The organism is Pararhizobium sp. O133, assembly GCF_051669845.1.
Classification (GTDB): domain Bacteria; phylum Pseudomonadota; class Alphaproteobacteria; order Rhizobiales; family Rhizobiaceae; genus Pararhizobium.
In genome coordinates this window covers 1,282,194-1,299,929 of record NZ_CP196426.1, presented here as the reverse complement: position 1 = coordinate 1,299,929, position 17,736 = coordinate 1,282,194, and the positions used below count along the sequence as shown (strand labels likewise).

Genomic DNA, 17,736 nt, shown 5'->3' with positions numbered 1-17,736 from the left:
GCGGTCAGAGAGGCCGCTCCATGTAGACAGCCTCGGCCCCATAAGCGCGAAGCCGCGGTTCCAGCGCCTCGGCGAATACCGGGGCAAAACCGAAGCGGCGCCAGAAAATATCGGCGCCACCCACGGCGATCAGCCCCATTGTCGCGAAATTCGCCCTTCGGGCCACGGATGTCATGGCCTCCACCATTGCGACCGCAGCCCCTCGTCCGCGCATTTCCGGCAGAAGCGACAGGTCGTGAACGTAATAGGCGTCGCTATCCGGTGAAACCGAGCCGATCAGCGTATCGAGCGGCGGTGGGTTCAGGCGCTGAAACGGATAGGAGACCAGATATCCCTTGATAAGGCTGTCTTCCTCGACGACGAAAAAACCGTCCGGATAAAGCTGTAGCCGCTCCGAGAACGTCGCCCTACCCTCCTGAAACGCGGGAAAAACCACCGCTTGTACGGACAAGACGCCATCAAGGTCTTCCAGCCGGGCATTTCGGAATGTGAAACTGGTCATGAAAATGAACCGAGACCTGCTGGCTGGATCGCGCACAGCGAAAACGAGCAAAGGCTATGCCCTGCGAAAACACGGCATAGCCTTTGAATTGCGGTTTGCGTCGGGCGTCAGTCGACGTTGAACACCAGCGGCTTGGCGGCGCGGATGGCCGGGTTGGCACGCAGCTTGTCGAGCACCGTTTCCGACACCGCGCCGTCGACATAGAGAAGCGCGATGGCATCCGCGCCGGCATTGTGGCGGCCGAGCTGGAAGTTGGCGATGTTGACGCCGGCATCACCCAAGGTCATGCCGATGAAGCCGATCATGCCGGGAACGTCGGTGTTGGTGATGTAGACCATGTGGTTGCCGACGTCGGCATCAAGGTTGATATCCTTGATCTGGATGAAGCGCGGCTTGCCGTCCGAAAACACCGTGCCCGCGACCGAGCGTGTCTGGTTCTCGGTGGTCACCGTCAGCTTGATGTAGCCGTCGAACACACCGGACTTGTCGCGCTTGACCTCGGAGAGGATGATGCCCTTTTCCTTGATCATTACCGGTGCCGAAACCATGTTGACGTCGGCCACCTGGGCGCGGATCAGGCCGGCGAGCGCGGCACTGGTCAAGGCCCGCGTGTTCATGCCGGCGGTCGCGCCGTCATAGAGGATTTCGATTTCCTTGATCGCGCTTTCCGTGACCTGGCCGACGAAGGCGCCGAGAACGTCCGCAAGCTTGATGAACGGCTTCAGGAGAGGTGCTTCCTCGGCGGTGATCGAAGGCATGTTGATGGCGTTGGAAACGGCACCCTTGATCAGGTAATCCGACATCTGCTCGGCAACCTGCAGGGCGACATTTTCCTGCGCTTCCGTGGTCGATGCACCAAGATGCGGGGTGCAGACGACATTCGGCAGGCCGAACAGCGGGCTTTCCGTCGCAGGCTCGACCTCGAACACGTCGAAACCGGCGCCGGCGACGTGGCCGGACTTGATGGCGTCGGCCAGCGCCTGCTCGTCGACCAGACCACCACGGGCGCAGTTGATGATGCGCACGCCCGGCTTGGTCTTGGCGAGCGCTTCGCGGCTCAGGATGCCGCGCGTCTTGTCGGTCATCGGAACATGCAGGGTGATGAAATCGGCCTGGGCCAGCAGTTCGTCGAGTTCGACCTTGACGACACCCATTTCCTCGGCCCGTTCCTTCGACAGAAACGGGTCATAGGCGACGACATGCATCTTCAGACCGATGGCACGCGCACAGACGATACCGCCGATATTGCCGGCGCCGATGACACCAAGCGTCTTGCCGGTGATTTCGACACCCATGAACTTGGACTTCTCCCACTTGCCGGCCTGCGTCGAGGCGTCGGCCTGCGGCAACTGGCGGGCAACGGCGAAGATCAGCGCGATGGCGTGCTCGGCCGTGGTGATCGAGTTGCCGAACGGCGTGTTCATGACAATGATACCGCGGCGCGAGGCGGCCGGGATATCGACATTGTCGACACCGATGCCGGCGCGGCCGATGACCTTGAGGTTGGTCGCGGCGGCGATCAGCTTCTCGGTCGCCTTGGTGGCGGAGCGGATGGCAAGGCCATCATAATTGCCGATGATTTCGGCGAGCTTGTCCTTGTCCTTGCCGAGTTTCGGCTGGAAATCGACGTCCACGCCGCGATCACGGAAAATCTGGACGGCGGTTTCGGAAAGTTCATCAGATACGAGTACGCGAGGTGCCATGAGAGGCCTCCATGAGTTTCGTCAAAATGGAAAGGATGATGGGACCGCGCCGATCAGCGCGGTCGAAAGCCGATCAGGCCGCGGCCTGCGAAAGCGTAGCCTTCTGCATCGCGAACGCCCAGTCGAACCATGGCATCAGCGCCTTGATGTCGGACGTTTCGATCGTCGCGCCAGCCCAGATGCGGAAACCCGAGGGAGCATCACGGTAGGCGCCGATGTCATGGGCGACGCCCTGCTTTTCGAGCAGCGCGACCATGCCCTTGGCAAAGGCATCCTGTCCGGCGGCATCGAGTGCCGCGACCTGCGGGTCGACGATCTTCAGGCAAACCGAAGTGTTCGACTGCGTCGCCGGATCGACCGCCAGGTTGGCGATCCAGTCGGTCTTTGCAACGAAATCCTGGATGGCCTGCGCATTGGCATCGGCGCGGGCGATCAGGGCCTTCAGGCCACCGAGCGACTTCGCCCAGTTAAGCGCATCGATATAGTCCTCGACGCAGAGCATCGACGGCGTGTTGATCGTTTCGCCCTGGAAGATACCTTCGATGATCTTGCCGCCCTTGGTCATGCGGAAGATCTTCGGCAGCGGCCAGGCTGGCTCGTAGCTTTCCAGGCGCTCGACGGCGCGTGGGCTGAGGATCAGGATACCATGCGCGCCCTCGCCGCCCAGAACCTTCTGCCAGGAGAAGGTGACGACATCGAGCTTGGCGAAATCGAGATCCTGCGCGAAGGCGGCGGATGTTGCGTCGCAGATGGTCAGACCCTTGCGATCTGACGGGATGAAGTCGGCGTTGGCAACACGCACACCCGAAGTCGTGCCGTTCCAGGTAAAGACGACGTCACGGTCGAAATCGACCTTTGTGAAATCGACGATCTTGCCGTAATCGGCAACGAACTTGCGGGTGTCGGGGAGTTTCAACGCCTTGACGACATCGGAAACCCAGCCGGAACCGAAGCTTTCCCAGGCGACCATGTCGACGCCACGCGGGCCGAGCAGCGACCAGAGCGCCATTTCAACGGCGCCGGTGTCGGAAGCGGGCACGATGCCGATGCGGTACTCCGCCGGCACGTTCAGGACTTCACGGGTGAGATCGATGGCTTGCTTGAGCTTGCTCTTGCCAACCTTGGCGCGATGCGAGCGGCCGAGGGCTGCATCGGAGAGCGCTTCGAGCGACCAACCGGGACGCTTCGAGCAAGGACCAGAAGAAAAATGAGTGTTCGCCGGGCGCAATTCCGGCGTCGCAGGGGTCGTCATCTGAGCTATCCTTCCAGATAGAAAGCCTCTCGTTAGGGAGAGGTGGCCTGCCGCCGTGAATATGGCGCGACCGGAAGGAAGTCAAGAAACTTATGTCGCTGCTGACAAGATTTTTGGCGGTAACGACAATGTGCCCACCTACCAGAGCGACAATCGCAGGCCGGCGCGGATTTCATGACGCGACAGACCGTCGTCGAAACCTTCGATATCCGTGCCGCCGAACATGTCACCGTCGTCGATCTGCGAATAGCGATAGTTGAGATCGAATTTCAGACGTTGGGTCACATCGTAGGACACGCCGGCCATCAGCGCGTAGGTAAAGCGCCAGCTGCTGTCTCCATTCAGCGACTGCGTCGCGGCCGCAGCCCCGGAGCAGGCGACGGCACCCGGCACGCATTCGGTCGTCAGAGACACGTCGCTCCAGTCCAGCCGCGTGACGCCGAGGCCGGCGCCGAGATAAGGCGTGAAACCGGCGACCGTACCAATATCGACATAAGCATTCGCCATCAGGCCGATGGCCCTGTAGTCGGCGCGCGCATCACCGGAGCAGTTCGTCCCGATCGCTTCTCCAGCGCAGGCAAAATCCGCCTGCCCCGATGCATCGTAGTCGCCACCGAAGTATTCGCCCGTCAGGTCGGCACGGACCATGTCGTTGAACTGATAACCGACGCCAAGCGACCCCGAGAACGGCTTGCCGAAGCGGGTGTCGTCGAAGGATGCAGTATCGGAGGTTCCAGCAATGGTATCGAAGGCGCGCAGCGAAGGCGTACCCTCGCCCGTCCAGCCAGCATATCCCAGATCACCGCGAAGATAAAAGCCGCTGGCGCCGGTCGTTGCAGCGGAGATGGTGACCTCCGGTGCATCAAGCAGTTGATCATCGGCCGCCATTGCCGGACCCCCGGCAAACAGCAGCGCAAGCGCCGATGCATTCAGGAATATGTGCCGCCAGTTCATCCCGTCACCCTTGGAAATCAAGTCACGGCGGCGGGAATCACCCTGCATCGCCCGTGTTTACTGCGTTAACTATTGCAGCGACAGGTTAACCGGCAGTTAACCATGCCTCTTAACCAAAGGGATAGGGGACGCAAAAAGGCCGCCCGGATAACCGGACGGCCCCTTGGAGAGGATGCTGCCTAACGCTTATTTGTAGATGGCCGGCTCGACCGGCGGAATGTAGGCTTGCTCGCAGCCGCCGAAGGAATAGCGCAGGCCGGCGCGGGCTTCGTGAACGTAGATGCCTTCGTCCGAACCCGGGCCGCTGTTGGCACGGTAACCGAACATGTCGCCGCCGAGAACGTGACGGAAGCGGTAACCGACATCTGCCTTCAGGTTGCAGGTCAGGTCGATTGCGGTACCGGCCATCAGGCCGTAAGTGAAGCGCCACTTGCTGCGGCCATCATGATCGAAGGACGGATCGCAATTCGACGAATTGCCCGTTTCGCAGCTCGTGTTCTTCAGCGTGTCCCAACGAACCTGCGTGCCACCGATACCGGCACCGACATAAGGCGTGAAAGAACCATAGGTGCCGATATCGACATAGGCGTTGGCCATCAGGCTCCATGCCGCCAGCGCGGAAACATCGCGTGAGGTACAAGCGACAGCGACGCCGCAGCCACCGGTCGTCGAGCCTTCGAAGTCGGCATTGCCGAGATAGTCGAGCGTTACGTCGGTGCGCAGATAGTTGTTGATCTGGTAACCGACACCGACGCCGATCGTCCAGGTATCGTCGAGATCGGCATCGTCGAAGTCACGGACGTAGCGGCCCGGGCCCTGATAGAAGTGCGCGCCGCGCAGATTGGTGAAGGCATAACCGACGTCACCGCGCAAGTACCATCCGCTGGCTTCCGCGATGACCGGCTCGGCGATCGGCTGTTCGATCGGCGGCTCATACAAATCCGCTGCAAAAGTTGCGGTGCTGCCTAGAATAGTCGCAACAACGCCAATCAATATAGTCTTCATGGCCCCAACTCCAATACTTCGTGTTGCTTGGCCAGCCGCTCGAATGGTGACCAAAATCTGACGTTGAAGCCGAGCGTAAACAAGAATGGTTAAGGGCTGATTAACTACAAAAATTTACCGTAAGTCTTAAGGATTCGATTTCCATTTGAAGCAACGTGAAATCTCGCTGCAGCAACACATGAAAAGGCCGAGCAATGCCCGGCCTTTCTTTTAAACGTCTGGAAAATTTTGTTTATCAGGCGACGTTGCGAACACCGCCGATAACGCCGATCAGTTCATCGACGATCCGCTCGACCTGGATACGATCATCACCTTCCGCCATGACGCGGATCAAAGGCTCCGTGCCGGAAGGACGGATCAGCAGTCGACCGTTCTTGGCAAGCTCAGCCTCCGCATCGGCGATCGCCTGGCGGACAGTGATATCCTCGAGCGGCGCGCCGGTCGAGATCCGGACATTCTTCAGGACCTGGGGCACGGGATCGAAGCGGTGGCAGACTTCGCTCACCGTCTTGCCCTGACGCTTGACGCAGGCGAGGATCTGCAGGGCTGCGACAAGGCCGTCGCCGGTGGTGCCGAAATCCGACAGCACGATATGACCGGACTGCTCACCGCCGACATTGAAATCACCCTTGCGCATCTGTTCGACGACGTAACGGTCGCCGACCTTGGTGCGATGCAGGTCGAGCCCGCGACCCTTGAGGTAACGCTCAAGGCCCAGATTGGACATGACGGTCGCGACGATGCCGCCGCCGCGCAGCATGCCGTCCGACGCCCAGCTGTCGGCAATCACCGCCATCAGCTGATCGCCGTCGACGACCGTGCCGTTCTCGTCGACGATCAGGACACGATCGGCATCACCATCGAGCGCGATGCCGATGTCGGCGCGCACTTCATGGACCTTGCGGGCGAGTGTCTCGGGATGGGTGGAGCCGCATTCAAGATTGATGTTCATCCCGTTCGGCTCGTTACCAATGGTGACGACTTCGGCGCCGAGTTCCCAAAGCGCCAGCGGGGCAACCTTGTAAGCCGCGCCGTTGGCGCAATCGATGGCGATCCGCAGACCCTGCAGGGTCACGTCGCGCGGCAAAGTGCGCTTGGCGTGTTCGACGTAACGATAAATGTCACCTTCGACGCGCTTGGCCCGGCCGATTTCGTGGGACTTGGCCAGTTGCGCCGTCATGTCCTTGTCGAGCAGATCCTCGATCTGGCTTTCGATCTCGTCGGAAAGTTTGTAGCCGTCCGGTCCGAACAGCTTGATGCCGTTGTCCTCGAAAGGGTTATGCGAGGCGGAGATCATCACGCCAACGTCCGCGCGCAACGAGCGCGTCAACATGGCGACGCCCGGCGTCGGGATCGGGCCGAGCAGGAAGACGTCGAGACCGGCGGCGGTGAAGCCTGCGACCAAGGCATTTTCCAGCATGTAGCCCGAAAGGCGCGTATCCTTGCCGATCACCACCCGATGACGGTGGGCGCCGTTGCGGAAGATCGTACCGACGGCGATGCCGACGCGCATGGCGAGGTCCGGGGTCATCGGGAAGAGGTTCGACTGTCCGCGGATGCCATCCGTGCCGAAATATTTGCGCTTCATAAAAACTCCAGTTCTGGTCAAAGGTGCCGGCGCAAAACCGTTCGCGCTACGCAGGAACTTCTTCCCGCAATGCCGGCATTTCCGGATCGCATGCCGATAGGTTGCATCAGGCTGCGATCGCGTAGAAAACTGCGATGGTTCTTCTCTTGCCATAAAACCGGCGCGACAGCATCCCGTTTTATCATCAGAATTCATTACAGCACGTTACCAAGCAGGAACTGGCAACAAGCGCATTTGTACTATGAATGGCAAAGAAAAACCGCCGCACCTCTCGGCGCGGCGGTTCTATGATGGTTTATTGTCACACACAAGCCTGGGCGGCTGGCCTTATTGCGGCTGCGGCTCGAACCCGCCTTCGGCTTCATCGCCCTTGCCGACCGAGCCGTCCTTCTTGGTGCCGGCCGACGGAACAGCGGAACCACGATGCGGGGTCGAGTCGTCACCGAGGTCACGAGCCGGTTTTTCGCCGCGGATCAGCGATTTGATCTCGTCACCGGTCAGAGTCTCGTATTCAAGCAGGCCTTCGGCGATAGCGACGAACTCGCTGTGCATCTCGGTGATGATGCGGGTTGCTTCCACATAGGCTTCGTCAATCAGGCGGCGCACTTCCATGTCGATCTTCTGCGCCGTCGATTCCGAGACGTTCTTGGACTGCGAGACCGAATGGCCGAGGAACACTTCCTGCTGGTTTTCACCATAGGCAACATGGCCGAGGACGTCGGAGAAACCCCACTGCGTAACCATCGCACGCGCCAGCTTGGTCGCCTGCTCGATATCGGACGACGCGCCGGAGGTGATGTTTTCCTTACCGAAGGTGATCTCTTCCGCGACACGGCCGCCCATCATGATGACGAGGCGCGATACCATCCACTTATAGCTCATGGAATAGCGGTCACCTTCCGGCAACTGCATGACCATGCCGAGCGCACGACCGCGCGGGATGATCGTTGCCTTATGTAGCGGATCGGCGACCGGAACCTTGAGCGCCGTGATGGCATGGCCGGCTTCGTGATAGGCCGTCAGCTTCTTTTCGGCTTCCGTCATGGCGGAGGAACGGCGTTCCGCGCCCATCATGATCTTGTCCTTGGCGTCCTCGAATTCCAGCATGGTGACGACGCGCTTGTTGCGGCGCGCGGCCATCAGGGCGGCTTCGTTGACAAGGTTCATCAGGTCGGCACCGGAGAAACCGGGCGTACCACGGGCAAGAACCTTGAGGTCGACATTCGGTGCCAGCGGCACATTGCGGATATGCACCTTGAGGATGCGTTCGCGGCCATTGATATCCGGATTCGGAACCACGACCTGACGGTCGAAGCGGCCTGGACGCAGAAGCGCCGGGTCGAGAACGTCGGGACGGTTGGTCGCGGCGATCAGGATGATACCTTCATTGGCTTCGAAGCCATCCATTTCGACAAGCAACTGGTTGAGCGTCTGTTCGCGCTCGTCGTTACCGCCGCCAAGGCCGGCGCCACGATGACGACCGACCGCGTCGATTTCATCGATGAAGATGATGCAAGGCGCGTTCTTCTTGGCCTGTTCGAACATGTCGCGCACACGGGATGCACCGACACCGACGAACATTTCAACGAAGTCCGAACCGGAAATGGTAAAGAACGGCACATTGGCTTCGCCGGCGACAGAGCGTGCGAGCAGTGTCTTACCGGTGCCGGGAGGGCCGACGAGCAGGACGCCGCGCGGAATACGTCCGCCAAGACGCTGGAACTTCTGCGGATCGCGCAGGAATTCAACGATTTCTTCCAGGTCTTGCTTGGCTTCGTCGACGCCAGCGACATCGTCGAACGTGACGCGGCCGTGCGCTTCGGTCAGAAGCTTCGCCTTGGACTTGCCGAACCCCATCGCGCCGCGCGAACCGCCCTGCATCTGCCGCATGAAGAACAGCCAGACGCCGAGGATCAGCAGCATGGGGAGAAGCGTACCGACATAGCTCAGGAAGCCGGACGAACCGTCGGTCTCGGGGCGAACCGTGACGGTCACATTCTTGGCCTGCATGCGTTCGGTCAGCGCCGTATCGATCGCCGGCGCATAGGTCTGGAACGTCGCGCCGCTTTCCGTGTAGGAGCCGATCACCTTGTTACCGGTGATGAGCACTTCCTTGACCCGGCTGCCGTCAACGTCCTTCAAGAACTGGGAAAAGGGAATATCCTTCGATCCCGTGCGCTCCGTCGGCTGCTGAAACATGCTGAACAGCGCGATCAACAGCAGGGCAATGATCGCCCAAAGGGCGAAATTTCTAAAATTAGGGTTCATCGAACTCCCCGGAACCTCTGTAGCAACCCGCAATGATTTGTGGCTGCATTCTTGCGCTTAACATAGGGTTGCGTGACTGCCTTGCCAAGGCAAACTCAAGCCCAACCTGACTTTTCCGTCAAAACATCGTGAACCGGAGGTGGAACAAAACGGTCACGACCAAAGAGCGCGGCTATCCTGTCGGCCATAATCAGGTCGAAACGCGGCAAAAAGGTGTCGCACAGGCTGATTGCGGGTTCGATCGTTATCCCCTGGGGCACATTGCCGAGAAAGAACGGGACGGACGCCGCTGCGCGCTTGACGATCGCTTCGGGCAGGCCTGCGGCAATCGGTCCCGCGCAGAGAAGGGCAGGATCGGCACCGGGCCGCACTGTGAATGGTTCGGGGCCGGAATTCGAGATCAGAAATCGATGATCCCAGATCGCCTTGCCAGACGGCGGGATGGTTACGTCCGGCAGCCCTCTTCGCTCCCGGTAAAGATAGAGACCTGAGCGACGGCGATCGAAAACGACACGGCCGGCCGCCATTCGGCCATCCTGCCCGCCGGCGAGAAACGCAGTGATCCGGCCCGCCGTCTCGCGGCCGGCTGGATGCGAACGCCCGCCAATCACCGCCGCAAGCGCCAGGATCGCGCGTTGACTATCCGGATCGGCGATTGTCCCAGCCAACACCGGGTCGATCCGCACGGCCAAGCCATTAAACCCGGTGGCATGGCAGGCAAGAAGCGCGGCGACCTGCTCTGCGGATTTGTAACGCGACATGGCGGCTGCGGTGAACTGGTTTGGCGCAACATGCTTGCTCATGTCCTGCCGGACCCGGACGCGTTCGAAACCGCGATTGGCGTTGCTGGGATCGTCGAACCAATTTTCGTTCAGGGAGAGGAGATAATCACGGATCTCGCCACGGCGCAGGCCGAGAAACGGCCGAAGCACCCAGATGCGCCGATCGACCAGCGTGCCATCCGCCATGCCCGCCAGCCCAAGCGCATCCGGCTCTGAACGAGCCTTCCGCATGGCGATCGTTTCGGCCTGATCGTCCAGCGTATGACCGGTGAGGATGCATTGCGCGCCCATCGTCTGCGCAACATCGGCCAGAAGACCGTAACGGACCAGTCGCGCGGCGGCCTGAATGCCCGTTGCCGGCTTCTCGCCATTCCATCGACGGGTGACATGGGTAATTCCGAGCGCTGAACAGAAGGTGGCGACGGCGTGGGCTTCATAAGCGGATTCAAGTCTGAGCGCGTGATCGACGGTGCAGGCCGCAAGGGTGAAGGCCGAAAAGCCGCCCGTGGAGATCGCCGCATGCAAGGCCAGCAACAGTCCCTTGGAATCACTACCGCCGGAAATGGCGATGAGGATCAGGCCCGGCGTCTTGAAAGAGGAAAGAAAGCGTTTTGCCGTTGCGACGGCACGGTGCTGCGCGCTAACGGGCTGAGGCGCGGCATGATCAGCAGGCAAGGCGGCTCTGTTCGCTGGTCACCTTCGCCTTCACGGCGGTGGAGGCTTTCGGATAACGCTTGCTGACCTCGCGCAGCGTGGCGCAGGCGGTGTCCTTGTTGTCGAGGGCGGCCAGCGACATGCCGAGCTTCAGCAGCATTTCGGGCGCCTTCGGCGACTTGCTGTATGCCTGATGCGCATCCAGGAACGTCTTGGCGGAATCGTTGAACTTGCCTTGGGAATATTGTGCCTCGCCCATCCAGAAGCTGGCATCCGCGGCCTTGTCGCCCTTCGGGAATGCTTCGAGATAGTTGCGGAATTCGTTTTCGGCCGTGCTGTAGTCACCTGTCAGCACATGCCCATAGGCGGACTGGTAGAGATCGCCGGGATTGCTATCGATCGCTGCCGACTGCTGTTGTGTTTCCGGGGTCTGGTTGATGCCGGAATCGACGCCGGGAAGCGTCGCGTCGAGGCTGGACGTGTCCTGGTTTGCCGCGACCGGATTGCCCGCATCGTCGAAGATGATCTGGCCGAGTGTCGAAGGCGGCGCGCCGTTGCTTGCGCCGGCGGTGGTATCCGATCCCAAACCTGCGTTGGGATCGGATGTCGCTGCTTGGTCATCCGTGGCCGGTGCGGTCGCGGATGCCGTATCGTCTGTCGCAGGTGTTTCCACCTGACTCTTCTTGGTCGAGCCCGACTTGCCGCCTTCCAGATCCTGGAAGCGGAATTCGTTGTCTTCCTGGAATTTGCGAATCTGCTCCTGCATCTGCAGAAGCTGGAAACTCATTTCCTCGATACGCCCGTTGAGCTGGCGGATCTGTTCCTCGAGCTGCCCGACGCGTCCAATCTCGCTCGACTGGACCTGGACCAGCGGCGCCTTGCGCGGCGATTGCGTCTCGCCATGAATGACGCGGTTCAATAACGCGGAAAGCGGCATGGCGGTTGCCATCTGCCCGAAGCCGGCGAAGGCAGTGAGGCCGATCATCCCCGCCACGACAAAATGTTTCATGTCATGTGTCCTGTTTGAAGATTCCACTCTCGCCGAAAGCCGGTGCAAATCAGGCTCTGGACGATTGCCGCACAGTTTTCCAATCGGCCCCAAAAAGCAACGGAGTTCGGTCAAAGTGTGACAAAAAAAGAAAGGCGGCCCGAAGACCGCCCTCTCTCGAAGTTTTTTCGACTATCCGGCAATTACATGCCGGCGCCACCGAGCACCGTCACGGCGCGGCGGTTCTGCGACCAGCAGGAAATGTCGTCGCAGACGGCGACCGGCTTTTCCTTGCCGTAGGAGATCGTCTTGATCTTGCCGGCCGGAATGCCGCGCGAAGCGAGATAATCGCGGGTCGCGGCAGCGCGGCGTGCGCCGAGCGCCAGGTTGTATTCGCGGGTGCCGCGTTCGTCGGCATGGCCTTCGACCGTGATGGCGTAGTTCGGATACTTGGCCAGCCACTGAGCCTGACGGTCGAGCGTCGACTGTGCATCGGCGCGGATCGACGTGGAGTCCGTGTCGAAGAAGATGCGGTCGCCGACATTGACCGTGAAGTCCTGAGCCGAGCCCGGGGTTGCCGCGTTGAGGCCAAGGCCTGCGGCGTCGTTCGGCAGGTTGTTCTTCTTGTTGGCGCAGCCGGCAATGGCGAGCGTCATGAACAGGGCAACCATGACCGGGTTGCGAGCGATGGTGTGCATGCGGCCTTCGGCCTGGGCGTGAATGCGGCTCATGGGCCGGTCTCCTTGAAAGGGTAAAATCAGGGTTGCCGAACTGTAACCGGAAGCGGTTAATCCACTTTCAACAGCTATGGTTAACAGAAAGTCAAAATGCGTGTTAAGGCCTGCTAAATCAGCACTTTGCGGCAGGAAAGCGGCGCGTCGCCACATTTCCCGCCGCATTGTGACAAAGCTATTCGAGAAGCGGCGACCATGCCGGGTCGGAAGCGAAACCCTTGGTTTGGACCAGTTGCTCGTTATAGCCGGTGATGTCGATCGAATAGAGCTGCGGGCCGCCGGCGCCGGCGCTTTGACGGAAGAACATCAGCACGCGGCCGTTCGGTGCCCAGGTCGGGCCTTCATTGTGGAAGCCCGTGGTCAGGATGCGCTCGCCCGAACCATCCGGCTTCATCACGCCGATCGAGAACTTGCCGCCAGACTGCTTGGTGAAGGCGATCAGGTCTCCGCGCGGCGACCAGACCGGGGTCGAATACGAACCATCGCCGAAGGAAATGCGGTTCTGACCGCCACCAGCCGCGCTCATGACATAGAGCTGCTGACGGCCGCCACGATCGCTTTCGAAGACGATCTGGCTACCGTCCGGCGAATAGGACGGCGAGGTGTCGATGGCGGCGGTTGATGTCAGGCGTGTGGTCGTGCGCGAACGCAGGTCCATCGTGTAGATATTGGCATTGCCATCCTGCTGCAGGCTCATGATGACCCGCTGGCCATCCGGCGAGAAGCGCGGCGAAAACGTCATGCCGGGGAAATTGCCGACGACTTCGCGCTGTCCGGTTTCGAGCTGCAGCAGGTAGACGCGCGGCTCGTTGCCCTCGAAGGACATATAGGTGATTTCCTGCTTGTTCGGCGAGAAACGCGGCGTCAGCACGATATCGTTGGAATTGGTGACCGCGCGGGCGTTGAAGCCGTCCTGGTCCATGATCGCCAGCTGACGCTTGCGGGCCGTCTTCGGGCCGCTTTCGGCGACATAGACGATGCGCGTATCGAAATAACCGTCCTCGCCGGTAATTTCCTTGTAGATCGCATCGGCGATGATATGGGCGACGCGGCGCCAGTTTTCCGGCTGGGTGAAGAACTGCTGGCCGGTCATCTGCGAGCCACCAAACGTATCCCATAGCCGAAATTCAGCCTTCAGGCGGCCATCGCCTTCCTGGGTAACGCGGCCGGTGACCAGTGCCTGCGCATTGATGACCTTCCAGTCCTCGAAGCGCGGTGCGGCATCCGGGTTGGAAATCTTCTCGATGAAGGCGTTCTTGTCGATCGGCGCGAACAGACCGGAACGTTTCAGGTCGGCCGCGACCACGTCGGAGATCTTCTGCCCAAGCTCACCCTGCAGGAAATCGCTGATAGCGATCGGCATGGGCTCGACATTGCCCTTGTTGATGTTGAGTTCAACGCGCGCCAATACGGGCGAGGTCGACAGTGTGACGACCGCCGCGAGGGCGACGAAAAAACGGAAGAGATTGCGTTTCAGCATTTATCCAAGCCTTTCAGCCATTCATTCATTGCTTGTCATTGGATCGACATGGAGCTCGGGTCGAAATTGACGACCATCTCTCTCCAGGAATCGTATTTATCAGCGGGCAAGCCCTCGAACGGCAGCGACTTGAGGATGGCGCGGCGCACGCTGCCGGCCATCGTCCGGCGCGCCGCTTCCGAGCCGCCCTTGGTCTCGACCTCCGGCTGGCCGACGATATTGCCCTGCGGGTCGAGCTCGAAGCTCACCGTCAGGATCATGCCGTCCAGACCCTCGATGCCAGCAAAGGAGCTCCAGTTCTTCTGGATCTGCCCGCGCAACGCATCCATCTCGTTCTGAGACAGCGTGTTGCCGGTTGTCTTGGAGGCGCCGAACGCCTTTTCCGTCTTGCCGCGCTTGGCGCCACCATTGGAAGGGTCGGTCTTGTTGAGAAGGGCTGCAATCTCATCCGCGTTGAAATCGGATTCGTTGGCGGACGAGGCCTTCTTCTTCTCTTTCTTGTTCTCTTCGTTCTTGCGGTCCGGGGTCTTGGCCGTCTGTGCCTTCTGCTCGACCTTCGGCTTGGCCATCGGCGTCGGCACCTTGTCCGGCAAGGCCTCGGCCTCTGTATTCTCAGCAGGCTTTTCCTCGGCCGGCTGCTCCTCCGGCTTCGGGTCCGGCTTGACTTCCTGCTTCGGTTCGGGAAGCGAGGCAACCTCGGTCGCCGGCTCGGAAGCGGGCTTCTCCTCGGTTACTTCCTTGGTTTCTTCCTTGGCCGGATCCGGCGTTGGTTCGGCCTTCTCGGTCTTCTCCGGTGCCGCCGCTGACTCATTGTTGCTCGGCTTGGCGTCCGGTACCGGGGCCGACTTCAGATCGACATTGTTTTCGCCAACGTTCTCGGCATTCTCGACGGTGTCGGGACGCTTGGTCGGCGTGACCGACGGAACCTCGGCCTTGGGCGCTTCCTTGTCGCCCTGCTGCAATTGCGTCAGTTCTTCAATCGGAACCATATCGACAGGCAGCGCCTCGACATCGGCGACCTGGAAGTCAGCCGGGCTGCCGAGCGACACCAGCGCCCATGTGAGCACCAGCGCATGCAGAACAGCCGATGTGATGAGACTGGTCTTCATCGTACGCGCTCTACTGGCCCTTTTTCGGCTGGGTCACGAGGCCGATATTCTTGAAGCCGGCTTCCTGGATACGCGACATGACGTCGGCGATCACGCCGTAAGGCGACGTCGCATCACCGCGCACGAAAATGCGTTCGCTGTAACCGGTCGTGGCGATGGCCTCGAGCTTGGCGGCGACTTCCTCGACAGGAATCGGGGTTTCCTGCAGGAAGACCTGGCCGTCGCTCTTGACGGAAATGGTAATCGGCTGCGTTTCGGAATTCAGCGCCTTGGCCTGTGTTTCCGGCAGGTCGATCGGCACGCCGACCGTCATCATCGGGGCCGCGACCATGAAGATGATCAGAAGAACGAGCATGACGTCGACGAACGGCGTGACGTTGATCTCGCTCATCACGGCCTTGCCGCCGCGACCGCCACGGCCACCGCGACGCCGGCCACCCGAGGCCTTGGCTCCACCTGCTGACATACCCATCGTCTATACCCCTGTTCCTGCGAGACCGTGCGCTTGTCGCGCAGCGCTTATTGTGCGGCCTGGCGAGGCTGCAGCTTCTCATCGATCTGGCGCGAAAGAATGGCCGAGAATTCGTCGGCGAAACCTTCCATGCGGGAGGTCAGCTTGCCGGCATCGGCGGAGAACTTGTTGTAGGCGATAACCGCCGGGATAGCGGCGAGAAGGCCGATCGCGGTGGCGAGAAGCGCCTCGGCGATACCGGGGGCAACGACCGCGAGGTTGGTCGATTTGGAGCCGGCGATCGCCTGGAACGAGGTCATGATACCGACGACCGTACCGAACAGGCCGACGAACGGGCCTGCGGAACCGATGGTCGCCAGCGACCCCAGACGCGCTTCCAGCGCTTCGGCTTCACGAGCGAGCGTCACGTCCATGGCGCGGTCGATACGCATCTGCAGGCCGATCGGCGAACGGGCGCCGCGTTCGAAGGACTTCTTCCATTCGCGCATCGCCGAGACGAAGATCGCGCCCATGCCCGACGTCGCCCGGTCGGACAGAGTCCGATAGAGCTCTTCCAGCGACTGGCCGGACCAGAATACCTGCTCGAAGGCATCCAGCTGGCGGCGGACCTTGCCGAACTTTAGCGTCTTGTCGACGACGATCGCCCAGGTCCAGATCGAGGCGCCGATCAGTCCCAGCATGACCAGCTTCACGACGAAGCCCGCTTCCATGAATAGCGACCACAGCGTCACGTCCGTCGTCGCCGCAGCCAATCCAACCTGTTCCATCGTTCTCAAATCCCCGAATCCAAACGCCCGGCAAGAGCAGTCTCATGCTCACAGCCAGGGTGCTCAAACGTCATTGTTGCAAGATTGACCCGGCAGCTGCCGTTGAACCGACGTCATGCCGGTCTTTAAGCTTCCTGTCTGCCTTCTTGCGTTCAATCTTGGTGAAAGGATGACGTGCATTGCACAAAACCCTAATAGAGGCATTAAGACATCATTATGGTTAAGGGAGTGTTACTTTACTGCACTGCAACGCCGCTCTCGGAAGCCTTACCGGCGTGATGGCCAAGGAACATTCTGCCCGGCGCCACGTTATGCAGCCATGAGCACGATCACGCCAAAACCCTCGTCCAAACATCGATCCCGGCCGCATTTCGACCATCGCGACCGTCTGATCCTGGCGCTTTACGCCCAGTTGCGCGCCGAGCGGGAAACTCGGGAAGCGTTGGAATGGGCGATCGAGAACGACGCCATATCGCCGGAAGTCCTGCAGGCGATGGCATCCGATCCCGTACCGGTGATCACCAGCGAGGACGTCGCGGCACTGGAACGGCTGCTCGCCCGCGATAGCGATAGCGATAGCGATAGCGATAGCGGAAAGATTTCACACTAACGTCCCAAACATCAAAGGTGGAGACATGGTATCGCGTGCAATGTGGAAAGGTCAGCTTCGCCTCTCCCTCGTTTCCATTCCCGTCGAAGTGTTCAGCGCCACCAAGACCGGCGCCCGCTTTTCCTTCCGCCAAATCCACGAGCCCTCGGGCAAGCCGGTGCACTACGACAAAGTGGTCGAAGGCGTCGGCCCCGTCGATACCGACGAAATCGTCAAGGGCTATGAATACGAGAGCGGCAAGTATGTCCTGCTGGAACCGGAAGAAATCGACGCGGTGAAGCTCGAGACGAAGAAGACGCTGGAACTCGTCCAGTTCGTTGATTCCTCGGAAATTTCGCCGATCTACTACGACAAGCCTTATTACGTCGTGCCTGCCGATGACCTCGCCGAGGACGCCTACCGCGTCGTGCGCGACGCCCTGCGCAAGGCCGGCAAGGTGGGACTGGGTCAACTGACCCTGCGCGGCCGCGAATACATCGCCGCCATCAGGCCCTGCGGCGACGGCCTGCTCCTCGAAACGCTGCATTATGCCGATGAACTGCGCAAGGCGGATCCGATGTTCCACGGACTGTCCGGCAAGACGTCCGAGGACGAACTCCTGGACGTGGCGACCGCCCTGATCGACAAGAAGACCTCAAAATTCAATGCCGCAAACTTCAAGGACAACTACTCCACCGCATTGAAGGAACTCGTCCAGCGGAAGCTCAAGGGCAAGAAGGCCAAGATCGAAGTGGACGAAGACGACGACGACAAGGGCAAGCGTGGCGACAATGTCGTCGACCTCATGTCGGCCTTGAAGAAGAGCTTGGAAAGCAGCAGCAAATCGTCCGCGCCGAAGAAAACGGCCGCGAAGAAAAAGTCTGCGTGA

16 protein-coding genes are annotated in these 17,736 nt (G+C 60.5%); 2 read left to right on the top strand and 14 right to left on the bottom strand.

What is annotated here, in order from left to right:
• Positions 1-4: 4 nt before the first annotated feature.
• The 14 genes from ACST81_RS06035 to tolQ all read right to left on the bottom strand — a co-directional run bounded on the left by ACST81_RS06035 (position 5) and on the right by tolQ (position 16,258).
• The gene (locus ACST81_RS06035) at positions 5-502 is read right to left on the bottom strand and encodes a GNAT family N-acetyltransferase (protein ID WP_438751938.1); all 498 of its coding nucleotides are present in this window, start codon (positions 500-502) and stop codon (positions 5-7) included.
• Between the two features lie 107 nt (positions 503-609).
• Positions 610-2,205, bottom strand: a complete 1,596-nt coding sequence (gene serA / locus ACST81_RS06030) for a phosphoglycerate dehydrogenase (protein WP_438751937.1) — start codon at positions 2,203-2,205, stop codon at positions 610-612.
• 73 nt (positions 2,206-2,278) lie between these two features.
• Positions 2,279-3,457, bottom strand: a complete 1,179-nt coding sequence (locus ACST81_RS06025) for a phosphoserine transaminase (RefSeq protein ID WP_438751936.1) — start codon at positions 3,455-3,457, stop codon at positions 2,279-2,281.
• 138 nt (positions 3,458-3,595) lie between these two features.
• Entirely contained in the window at positions 3,596-4,411 is an 816-nt protein-coding gene (locus ACST81_RS06020) for an outer membrane protein (RefSeq protein WP_438751935.1), read from the bottom strand.
• Between the two features lie 186 nt (positions 4,412-4,597).
• Positions 4,598-5,416 carry an outer membrane protein gene (locus ACST81_RS06015; protein WP_438751934.1) on the bottom strand — a complete coding sequence of 273 codons (819 nt, stop codon included), beginning with the start codon at positions 5,414-5,416 and terminating at the stop codon, positions 4,598-4,600.
• Positions 5,417-5,651: 235 nt separating this feature from the next.
• Complete coding sequence (gene glmM / locus ACST81_RS06010) at positions 5,652-7,004, bottom strand: phosphoglucosamine mutase (RefSeq protein ID WP_438751933.1); 1,353 nt, start codon at positions 7,002-7,004, stop codon at positions 5,652-5,654.
• Positions 7,005-7,331: 327 nt separating this feature from the next.
• Positions 7,332-9,272, bottom strand: coding sequence for an ATP-dependent zinc metalloprotease FtsH (ftsH, locus tag ACST81_RS06005; protein WP_438751932.1), 1,941 nt, complete (start codon positions 9,270-9,272; stop codon positions 7,332-7,334).
• A 95-nt stretch (positions 9,273-9,367) separates the two neighbouring features.
• On the bottom strand, positions 9,368-10,729 hold the full coding sequence (gene tilS, locus ACST81_RS06000; protein ID WP_438751931.1) for a tRNA lysidine(34) synthetase TilS: 1,362 nt from the start codon (positions 10,727-10,729) through the stop codon (positions 9,368-9,370).
• Complete coding sequence (gene ybgF, locus ACST81_RS05995; RefSeq protein WP_438751930.1) at positions 10,719-11,717, bottom strand: tol-pal system protein YbgF; 999 nt, start codon at positions 11,715-11,717, stop codon at positions 10,719-10,721. Before ybgF ends, tilS begins: the two co-directional genes overlap by 11 nt.
• A 182-nt stretch (positions 11,718-11,899) precedes the next feature.
• On the bottom strand, positions 11,900-12,427 hold the full coding sequence (pal, locus tag ACST81_RS05990; protein WP_438751929.1) for a peptidoglycan-associated lipoprotein Pal: 528 nt from the start codon (positions 12,425-12,427) through the stop codon (positions 11,900-11,902).
• 178 nt (positions 12,428-12,605) lie between these two features.
• Positions 12,606-13,910 (bottom strand): Tol-Pal system beta propeller repeat protein TolB, encoded by a 1,305-nt coding sequence (tolB, locus tag ACST81_RS05985; RefSeq protein ID WP_438751928.1) that lies wholly within the window; start codon positions 13,908-13,910, stop codon positions 12,606-12,608.
• Positions 13,911-13,945: 35 nt separating this feature from the next.
• Positions 13,946-15,019: a cell envelope integrity protein TolA gene (gene tolA / locus ACST81_RS05980; RefSeq protein WP_438751927.1), complete on the bottom strand. Its 1,074-nt coding sequence runs from the start codon at positions 15,017-15,019 to the stop codon at positions 13,946-13,948.
• A 10-nt stretch (positions 15,020-15,029) separates the two neighbouring features.
• Positions 15,030-15,491, bottom strand: a complete 462-nt coding sequence (gene tolR, locus ACST81_RS05975) for a protein TolR (protein ID WP_062579556.1) — start codon at positions 15,489-15,491, stop codon at positions 15,030-15,032.
• Between the two features lie 47 nt (positions 15,492-15,538).
• A complete protein-coding gene (gene tolQ / locus ACST81_RS05970) occupies positions 15,539-16,258 on the bottom strand; it encodes a protein TolQ (RefSeq protein ID WP_438751926.1) in 720 nt (239 codons plus the stop codon).
• 319 nt (positions 16,259-16,577) lie between these two features.
• Between tolQ and ACST81_RS05965 the strand changes: the two genes are divergently transcribed.
• Both ACST81_RS05965 and ACST81_RS05960 read left to right on the top strand, forming a co-directional pair.
• Entirely contained in the window at positions 16,578-16,868 is a 291-nt protein-coding gene (locus tag ACST81_RS05965) for a hypothetical protein (protein ID WP_438751925.1), read from the top strand.
• Between the two features lie 25 nt (positions 16,869-16,893).
• A complete protein-coding gene (locus ACST81_RS05960) occupies positions 16,894-17,736 on the top strand; it encodes a Ku protein (RefSeq protein ID WP_438751924.1) in 843 nt (280 codons plus the stop codon).

What these genes read in the sequence shown, in the direction of transcription:
- ACST81_RS06035 (WP_438751938.1), bottom strand. Translation starts at nt 502, where the DNA reads ATGACCAGTTTCACATTCCGAAATGCCCGGCTGGAAGACCTTGATGGC.
- ACST81_RS05960 (WP_438751924.1), top strand. Translation starts at nt 16,894, where the DNA reads ATGGTATCGCGTGCAATGTGGAAAGGTCAGCTTCGCCTCTCCCTCGTT.
- ACST81_RS06015 (WP_438751934.1), bottom strand. Translation starts at nt 5,416, where the DNA reads ATGAAGACTATATTGATTGGCGTTGTTGCGACTATTCTAGGCAGCACC.
- ftsH (WP_438751932.1), bottom strand. Translation starts at nt 9,272, where the DNA reads ATGAACCCTAATTTTAGAAATTTCGCCCTTTGGGCGATCATTGCCCTG.
- ybgF (WP_438751930.1), bottom strand. Translation starts at nt 11,717, where the DNA reads ATGAAACATTTTGTCGTGGCGGGGATGATCGGCCTCACTGCCTTCGCC.
- ACST81_RS06020 (WP_438751935.1), bottom strand. Translation starts at nt 4,411, where the DNA reads ATGAACTGGCGGCACATATTCCTGAATGCATCGGCGCTTGCGCTGCTG.
- tolB (WP_438751928.1), bottom strand. Translation starts at nt 13,910, where the DNA reads ATGCTGAAACGCAATCTCTTCCGTTTTTTCGTCGCCCTCGCGGCGGTC.
- ACST81_RS06025 (WP_438751936.1), bottom strand. Translation starts at nt 3,457, where the DNA reads ATGACGACCCCTGCGACGCCGGAATTGCGCCCGGCGAACACTCATTTT.
- tolR (WP_062579556.1), bottom strand. Translation starts at nt 15,491, where the DNA reads ATGGGTATGTCAGCAGGTGGAGCCAAGGCCTCGGGTGGCCGGCGTCGC.
- pal (WP_438751929.1), bottom strand. Translation starts at nt 12,427, where the DNA reads ATGAGCCGCATTCACGCCCAGGCCGAAGGCCGCATGCACACCATCGCT.
- glmM (WP_438751933.1), bottom strand. Translation starts at nt 7,004, where the DNA reads ATGAAGCGCAAATATTTCGGCACGGATGGCATCCGCGGACAGTCGAAC.
- serA (WP_438751937.1), bottom strand. Translation starts at nt 2,205, where the DNA reads ATGGCACCTCGCGTACTCGTATCTGATGAACTTTCCGAAACCGCCGTC.
- tolQ (WP_438751926.1), bottom strand. Translation starts at nt 16,258, where the DNA reads ATGGAACAGGTTGGATTGGCTGCGGCGACGACGGACGTGACGCTGTGG.
- tolA (WP_438751927.1), bottom strand. Translation starts at nt 15,019, where the DNA reads ATGAAGACCAGTCTCATCACATCGGCTGTTCTGCATGCGCTGGTGCTC.
- ACST81_RS05965 (WP_438751925.1), top strand. Translation starts at nt 16,578, where the DNA reads ATGAGCACGATCACGCCAAAACCCTCGTCCAAACATCGATCCCGGCCG.